The 7,580-nt window shown below is 45.3% G+C and carries 7 protein-coding genes; 3 read left to right on the forward strand and 4 right to left on the reverse strand.

Annotation, left to right across the window (positions count from 1 at the left end; genetic code table 11):
* Positions 1 to 228: 228 nt before the first annotated feature.
* Entirely contained in the window at positions 229 to 1,701 is a 1,473-nt protein-coding gene (locus QT994_RS17620; RefSeq protein WP_333176537.1) for a GTP-binding protein, read from the forward strand.
* A 181-nt stretch (positions 1,702 to 1,882) separates the two neighbouring features.
* On the opposite strand, the gene QT994_RS17625 is transcribed toward QT994_RS17620, so the two are convergent.
* Together QT994_RS17625 and QT994_RS17630 are read right to left on the reverse strand one after the other, a co-directional pair.
* A complete protein-coding gene (locus QT994_RS17625) occupies positions 1,883 to 2,572 on the reverse strand; it encodes a hypothetical protein (protein ID WP_333048866.1) in 690 nt (229 codons plus the stop codon).
* A gap of 143 nt (positions 2,573 to 2,715) precedes the next feature.
* Complete coding sequence (locus QT994_RS17630) at positions 2,716 to 3,558, reverse strand: TlyA family RNA methyltransferase (RefSeq protein WP_333176540.1); 843 nt, start codon at positions 3,556 to 3,558, stop codon at positions 2,716 to 2,718.
* A gap of 430 nt (positions 3,559 to 3,988) precedes the next feature.
* Here QT994_RS17630 and QT994_RS17635 point away from each other — a divergent pair, with 430 nt between their 5' ends.
* Positions 3,989 to 4,228 (forward strand): hypothetical protein, encoded by a 240-nt coding sequence (locus tag QT994_RS17635; RefSeq protein ID WP_333048868.1) that lies wholly within the window; start codon positions 3,989 to 3,991, stop codon positions 4,226 to 4,228.
* 239 nt (positions 4,229 to 4,467) lie between these two features.
* On the opposite strand, the gene apcB is transcribed toward QT994_RS17635, so the two are convergent.
* Positions 4,468 to 4,977 carry an allophycocyanin subunit beta gene (gene apcB, locus QT994_RS17640; protein WP_333036060.1) on the reverse strand — a complete coding sequence of 170 codons (510 nt, stop codon included), beginning with the start codon at positions 4,975 to 4,977 and terminating at the stop codon, positions 4,468 to 4,470.
* 337 nt (positions 4,978 to 5,314) lie between these two features.
* Between apcB and glnA the strand changes: the two genes are divergently transcribed.
* Positions 5,315 to 6,736, forward strand: coding sequence for a type I glutamate--ammonia ligase (glnA, locus tag QT994_RS17645; protein ID WP_333176543.1), 1,422 nt, complete (start codon positions 5,315 to 5,317; stop codon positions 6,734 to 6,736).
* A 240-nt stretch (positions 6,737 to 6,976) separates the two neighbouring features.
* Here the strand turns inward: glnA and QT994_RS17650 are convergent, their stop codons facing one another.
* Entirely contained in the window at positions 6,977 to 7,225 is a 249-nt protein-coding gene (locus tag QT994_RS17650) for a hypothetical protein (RefSeq protein ID WP_333176546.1), read from the reverse strand.
* Between the last annotated feature and the right edge of the window lie 355 nt (positions 7,226 to 7,580).

Consider the following 7,580-nt stretch of genomic DNA (forward strand, 5'->3'; position numbering starts at 1 on the left):
ACAAATTAAAATTAGTCCAGCATCCGATATTAAATTTGGTCGATCGCCTAGGATATCTGATATTAAATCCCGTCGCTAGCCCAAAATATCCATCAGGACACGGCAGTACCGTATCCCTACCTAATTCCCAAATAAAAAGTTATAAATTTATAAAAAATTGTATTAAAATAAGAAATAGGATTTATAATTCAACGCTAAATTATACCTGCTTAAAAAAGCCGATCGCCAATGGCTGACAATTCCCCTCAAGAAAATCGCTTATCCCTAGCCCGTGCCAGTTTGCGCGAATCCCTGGCGCGCTATTCCCACCTGCGCCAAGGCAAAAAAAACTCGAATAATACAGAATTAGAAGCAACGCTGCAAAAGCAGTTAGATATCTTAACTTCCACCTCAGAAAAACTCGACTACAACGTCATTCGCATTGCTACTTTTGGCCTAGTCAGCCGTGGCAAATCAGCCGTATTAAACGCGCTTTTAGGTCAAAAAATTCTGCAAACAGGCCCTCTCAACGGCGTGACTCAGTGGCCGCGTTCCGTGCGTTGGACGATTCCTTATCTTCCCACCACAGAAGACAAAGAAAAAATCCAAGTAGAATTAATTGATACTCCCGGACTTGATGAAGTGGGCGGCGAAGTGCGCGGCGAAATGGCGAAACAAGTAACTCGCCAAGCCGACTTAATTCTGTTTGTCGTTGCAGGCGATATCACCCGCACAGAATATCAAGCACTGTGCGAATTGCAAACAGCTCAAAAACCGCTGATTTTAGTTTTTAATAAAATTGACCTTTATCCAGAATTAGACAGAAAAGCTATTTACCAAAGTTTGCAAGCGCTGGGAAATTCTGAACAGTTAGCAGCAGCCGCTTCGGTAACAGAGGAAACAGATAGCGAAAATTTGTCCGATCGCCCAAACAACTCCTCCCATAAATCTACTACACAATCACCGCTTAAAACTGCCAAATCTTTAGAAATAGTCATGGTAGCCGCCGAACCCGCGCCGGTGCAAGTGCGCGTGGAATGGTCTGACGGAAGAGTAACTAACGAATGGGAGTCGCCGCCCGCGCAGATAGACGAACTCAAACATAAAATTCTCACAATTCTTAACAGAGAAGGTCGATCGCTCCTCGCTCTAAATGCTTTAGTTGAAGCTAGAGATGCCGAAGCAAATATTGCCCGTCAAGTTCTCAAATTGCGACAAACAGAAGCCGAAGATTTAATCTGGCAATTTGCAAAATATAAAGCTTTGGCTGTGGGTTTAAATCCCGTGGCATTCTTGGATGTAATGGGAGCAACTGTCGCCGATTTAGCCTTAATTCGCTCTTTATCCAGACTTTACGGCTTACCTATGACTGGTTACGAAGCGGGGAAACTTTGGCAGACTATTTTCTCCAGCGCTGGTGGCGTACTTTTGGGAGAATTGGGCAGCAGTTTCCTCTTGGGATTCGGCAAAACTGCGGCCGCAGCGGCCCCGCACATCGGCTTTTCTACTTTTGCGGGAGTCGCTGTCACTCAAGCTAGTTTAGCAGCTTACGGAACCTACGCTGTCGGTCGCGCCGCCCAAGTTTATTTAGAAAAAGGCTGCACCTGGGGCCCGCTGGGACAAGATACGGTAATTCAAGAAATTCTCGCCACCATCGAGCGTAATACAATTATCGCTCGCTTGCAGCAAGAGTTCAAAATTAGCAATGAAAAATTGCCGTAGTAGTTGAGTAGGGTGCGTCAGCAGAGGGTTATTTCTTAATAATCGAAGAGCGAGCATCTGACGCACCCTACTGCTTGTATTCTTATACCAGTGTCAAAAAAAATGCAACTTTAGGCCCGTGTTCCAAACCACGATAGTCATCAGTGGTTCCCAATTCTTTAATCGAAAATCGAAAATCGTATTACCGTCTCGCGATTCTCACACCTTCCCTAAAATGAGCGATCGTCGCAATTACCGCTATAGAAAAGTAAAATATTCTAATCAGCCAAAAACAAACCCGCATTGACCAAGAAACAATAGTCGGAGCAATACCTGTAAACTGTACAAATCTGGAATTAACTTTTTTTTCAAAACTGTCAAGGTCTTTCATCTCCGATTGTTTTGTCGGAATAACCGGAAACTGACCAGTATATACGTAATAACCGATAAAACCAGGCAATCCTACTTTTCTCTTCAAAAATGAGTTAGTTAAGGTTGCTGTTTGCGGAGGTGATAATTTATCCGATTCTTGCACTTTTTCCAGCCAAGAATTATATCGAATGGCTGGCGTAATCATGAAAACTAAGGGAACTATAACTATCAACAAAGCCGCACTAATTTTGCGACCGTATTGAGGGTGTAAAAGCCTGGTCGCCACACCCACTCCCATACCAATAAAAGCAAATACCAATATATTTAACAGTTCAATAATTTCGATACCCCTCAACAAATCGCCGATAATCAGAATTGTATATAATAATTTGTCTGCTAGTAGCAGAGCTGCCCACTTGATGAGAATTGAAACGCCTACAATAGTAGCTACAATCCCCACATACCCGATGCCACCTAGAACGTACAATAAAATCGAACCGGCTTGTTTGAATGATTGCATGGAATTATTCACTCTTGTGAAAGTTGAGGAGTCCGATTGACAAAATAACTTGAAATTTTACATTAATGTGGAACTCCAAATCTGACTTTTAACATTGATTAGCTTGAGATACTGGAACAAACCTAAAATCTAAAATCTAAAATCTACAGTCGATCGACAAGTTCGCGCGCGGCCGCTTTGGTGACTTGTGCGATCCGTTCTTTCACAACACCCTCTTCGATCGCCCTCGGCTCTGATTCCAGTTCGCGATCGATCCCCAACCATAAAAGATACTCGATATTACCCGCCGGGCCAAGTAAAGGCGACCACGTTAAACCACGTTGCTGCCATCCTAAAGCTGTGGCTGCCTTCCACACTTGAAAAATCGCATCAGCTTGAGTTGCTGAGTCTCGCACTACGCCTTTTTTCCCAACTCTCTCGCGCCCTACCTCAAACTGCGGCTTTACCAACAACACCGCTTCTCGCGGTGGTACCAACAATTCCCACAGTGCCGGTAAAATCTTATCCAGGGAAATAAACGACACATCTACTACCGCCAAATCTGCTCGCGCAGAGTCGCCGTAAAGCTCAGTAACAGTCATGTACCGCAAATTGGTGCGTTCTTTCAAAATTACCCTCGGATCGTTCCGCAAGCCCCAATCTGCTTGACCGTAGCCAACATCTACGCCGTAGACTAGGGAGGCGCCGGCTTGCAGCAGACAGTCGGTAAAACCCCCTGTGGAAATGCCGCCGTCGAGACAAATTCTGCCTGCAACGGGAATCGCAAAAACTTCTAAAGCTTTGGCTAATTTGTCGCCGCCTCTGGAAACATAGCGCGATCGCTCTTTAATCTGAATTTTTGCTGCAATGTCAACCTCAGTGCCCGGTTTGTCAACTACCTGTTGGTTGATCGAGACTTTCCCAGTCCGAATCAAGGCCTGAGCTTGCTGTCTGGAACTGCACAAATCTAGGCTGACCAATAATGTGTCTAGTCGCTGTTTAGCCAAGGTTTTTAATTTGTACGGATAGGGTTAAGAACCATTAGTGTCAACTTAAGCCTGAAACCCTTGGGAAATCTCGTTTTTACGCTAAGTCTAGATCCCCCTAAATCCCCCTTAAGAAGGGGGACTTTGAAAAGACTCTTGTCCCCCCTTCTTAAGGGGGGCTAGGGGGGATCTAGATTTAATAGCCACATAGCAGTCTGTGATGGGGTTTGACGTTAAGTTGACACCAATGGGTTAAAGACAGTACCAGATTAGCACTTACGCACAAGCCCGACTGCTGATTTTTGGCAAGCATTTTGGTTTGGCGATTGTCGCGGGGCGATCGCCCCCAGCTTACATTATGTGACTGAGATCGCTCCGATTGTGTACTTTTATCACAGCTCAACATTCATAGGAATCACACAAAAATTGCGGCCAATGGCAGATGATTTATATGCAGCTAAAAGCACTACAAATATCAGCAGGGCGATCGACCATGAAAACAATTAACTTTCCTATCAGAGATTCTGCCAATTGTCAAGAAAATCCCCTGGCCTTCGTCAGCGGTGACATCATCCACATTGTTTACCCTAACGGCGAAGTAGAAGCAACAACCGCCGAACAAGTTGCTAGGCGCCAAAGCAAAAATCCCCTCGACAAATGCCTCGTCTGGGGATGTGTTGGCGATTTTTAACACCAGTTCAAAAAAAAATGCAATTATAGGGAAGCTCCCAACCCTTAATTCATAAGTCATTTCCAATTATTCAAATCTTTAATCTCAAATTTTTAATCTCAAATCTTTAATCTCAAATGGCATAACCCATAAAAAAAAGATCGCTTGGAGGCGGTGATGCCAAAAAAAGCGATCGATCTAACTGCTGCTAACTGCCAGCCACAAGTGCAATTTGTTGCTAAAAGAACTAGCAAATTGACTTAAATATCTTGTTCGCTCAATTCGCGAATCATGTAATCAAAAGGCTGATCCAAAAAAGGCCCCACAGACAAGCCAGCAGCTTGCACTTGAGCCTTAACCATCTCCTTCATAATGCTAATCCCCATTACCGTCGGGCCAATGGGAACGCTTAGAGAATTGTAAGTTTCCCGCAAACCTTGCAGCACGCGCTCGTCCAGCACGTCGGTACTTCCAGCCACCAGGGCGTAAGTAGCATAGCGCAAGTAGTAGTCCATATCCCGCAGACAAGCCGCGTAGCGACGAGTCGTGTAGGCATTTCCCCCGGGACGGATCAGTTCCGGCTGTTCAGCAAATAGCTGGATACCAGCTTGCTTGACAATTGCCGCAGCATTGCTGTTAATCGCAGCCGCCGCCTGTACCCGTGCCGTGCCCGTTGCAAAATAAGATTTCAACCGATCGATACCATCCCGGTCTAAATACCTACCAGCAACATCATAATTTTCAATCAGGCTCGTCACTGCATCGCGCATAAGTTTCTCTCCCAAAAATCTTTATCAATACTTTGCTATCTGAGACAGACTGCCTATTGTAGACTACTACAAATCGGCGTTTGATTAAGATTTGAGATGGGATTTTCACGAAGGGTAGTCTATCCCCGGCAAACTGTCGTAAAATTCAGCCGTTTGCCTTGTATCTTCAGCCGAAAAATCGACAGGGCAAGAATCTCGAACTGCCCGACTGTACTGGGCCCCTATTTCTAAATTTTGTATCTATGGCTACAAAATAGTGGATACTGAAGGCCTACGATCGCCCAAACAGTCTGAAATCGGCCGATCGCTAAGACACAACCAATATCAGGAGTAAGTCATGTTCCAGACGCCCCAAGAAGCCTTAAATTACATAAAAGAAAATAAAATCCAGATCGTTGACCTAAAGTTCATCGATATGCCGGGGATCTGGCAGCACCTTTCCCTGTACCACGACCAAATCGACGAAACCGCATTCACAGACGGCGTACCCTTCGACGGTTCCAGCATTCGGGGCTGGAAAGCCATCAACGAATCTGACATGACGATGGTTATCGATCCGACCACCGCTTGGATGGACCCGTTCATGGCAGAACCGACCATCAGCTTCATTTGCAGCATCAAAGAACCCCGCACCGGCGAACCGTACAGTCGCTGTCCGCGCACCATTGCCCAAAAAGCCATAGACTACTTGCTTTCGACCGGTCTCGGCGATACAGCATTTTTTGGCCCGGAAGCAGAATTCTTTATTTTTGACGACGTTCGCTTCGACCAAACCCAAAATTCCGGCTACTATTACGTAGATTCGATCGAAGGTCGCTGGAATTCCGGCAAAGAAGAAGCAGGCGGCAACCTCGGCTACAAACCGCGTTACAAAGAAGGTTATTTCCCAGTAGCACCAACCGATACCTCTCAAGACATGAGAACGGAAATGCTGCTGACAATGGCAAAATGCGGCGTACCCATCGAAAAGCACCACCACGAAGTCGCCACCGGCGGTCAATGCGAACTCGGCTTCCGCTTTGACACTTTGGTAAAAGCCGCCGACTACTTGCTGACTTACAAATACGTAATCAAAAACGTCGGCAAAAAATACGGCAAAACCATCACCTTCATGCCGAAGCCGCTGTTTAACGACAACGGTTCCGGGATGCACGTTCACCAGTCGATTTGGAAAGATGGTCAACCTCTATTTGCAGGCGATCAATATGCAGGTTTCAGTCAAATGGGACTGCATTACATCGGTGGCATTCTCAAGCACGCACCGGCACTTTTGGCAATCACCAACCCCACGACCAATTCCTACAAGCGTTTAGTTCCAGGCTTTGAAGCGCCTGTAAACTTAGCTTACTCTCAAGGAAATCGATCGGCATCAGTGCGGATTCCGTTGTCGGGAACCAACCCCAAAGCCAAGCGGTTAGAATTCCGTTGTCCCGATGCCACATCCAACCCCTATTTAGCATTTGCAGCCATGCTGTGCGCCGGCATAGACGGCATCAAGAATCAAATCGATCCCGGCGAACCTTTGGACGTGGATATCTACGACCTTTCCCCTGAAGAATTGAGCAAGATTCCTTCGACTCCCGGTTCCTTGGAAGGCGCTTTAGAAGCTTTGGAAAAAGACCACAGTTTCTTAACTGAAAGCGGCGTATTTACCGAAGACTTCATCCAAACCTGGATTTCCTACAAACTCGACAATGAAGTCAACCCGATGCGGCTACGTCCTCACCCCTACGAGTTTGCTCTCTACTACGACTGTTAGATAGTTAATAATCCAACATGAACAATTGAGAATTCTCATTGTTTGTCGTTGATGTCTAATCGAAAAAAAGGTCGCCCTTGCAGGCGACCTTTTTTAATAATTTATGCGAACTCAAAATTTTATATCAAGTCCGGTGGCATCCTTCGTATATTGATCTGTGAGCGTCCATAACCGTGCTGTACTTCTTCAATTTGGTTAACCCACATTAGCTTCTGAACTAATCTTTGATAGACCTGCGCTCTAGGGTAGCTCTGTCTCCTCCAACAACAACTTTTCAGCGACTTGAGAACCATACACATGGGTTAACAACGTTGGCAACCATTTATTTCGAGTGATATCTGGGGGATTCACACCACAATCCAACAGAAGGTCTCGCAAACGCTTAAACAAACCATACACCTGCTTGTCTAAATCCGGGACATATCCTCGAATCTCTTCGATAAACTCTAGTGATCCACCCAGCAATCCAAAACGTTCATGTGATTTCATCAGCCCCCACTTACCTTGGGCTGAATAAATAACACTGTCTGAAGTATAAGGATTTATACCCAACCTCGGTCCAATTAGCCTATCTTCTTCTGTTCCAGAGTACCCCTCAAGAAACTCTGATAATGAGATATAACAGTGACTGAGTTGAGCGCTTGGGTATCCTGTAGGTAGTAGTGAGATATAGGAGCCTGTATCACCTAAATTTACTGCTGCGTTAATGAGTCCGTCAATCAGGAAAAGGTCATTTTCACCGTCACAAGGATAGATAATTGTGCGTCCTAAGCTGATACGCAGCTAGATTGTATAATATAAATATAGAATAAGCGCTCATTAGTTATAATGTATGCCAGCCAAA

The sequence above is a fragment of the Microcoleus sp. S13_B4 genome, assembly GCF_036700885.1.
GTDB lineage: Bacteria > Cyanobacteriota > Cyanobacteriia > Cyanobacteriales > Microcoleaceae > Microcoleus.

What these genes read in the sequence shown, in the direction of transcription:
- QT994_RS17635 (WP_333048868.1), top strand. Translation starts at nt 3,989, where the DNA reads ATGCAGCTAAAAGCACTACAAATATCAGCAGGGCGATCGACCATGAAA.
- glnA (WP_333176543.1), top strand. Translation starts at nt 5,315, where the DNA reads ATGTTCCAGACGCCCCAAGAAGCCTTAAATTACATAAAAGAAAATAAA.
- QT994_RS17625 (WP_333048866.1), bottom strand. Translation starts at nt 2,572, where the DNA reads ATGCAATCATTCAAACAAGCCGGTTCGATTTTATTGTACGTTCTAGGT.
- QT994_RS17620 (WP_333176537.1), top strand. Translation starts at nt 229, where the DNA reads ATGGCTGACAATTCCCCTCAAGAAAATCGCTTATCCCTAGCCCGTGCC.
- apcB (WP_333036060.1), bottom strand. Translation starts at nt 4,977, where the DNA reads ATGCGCGATGCAGTGACGAGCCTGATTGAAAATTATGATGTTGCTGGT.
- QT994_RS17650 (WP_333176546.1), bottom strand. Translation starts at nt 7,225, where the DNA reads ATGAAATCACATGAACGTTTTGGATTGCTGGGTGGATCACTAGAGTTT.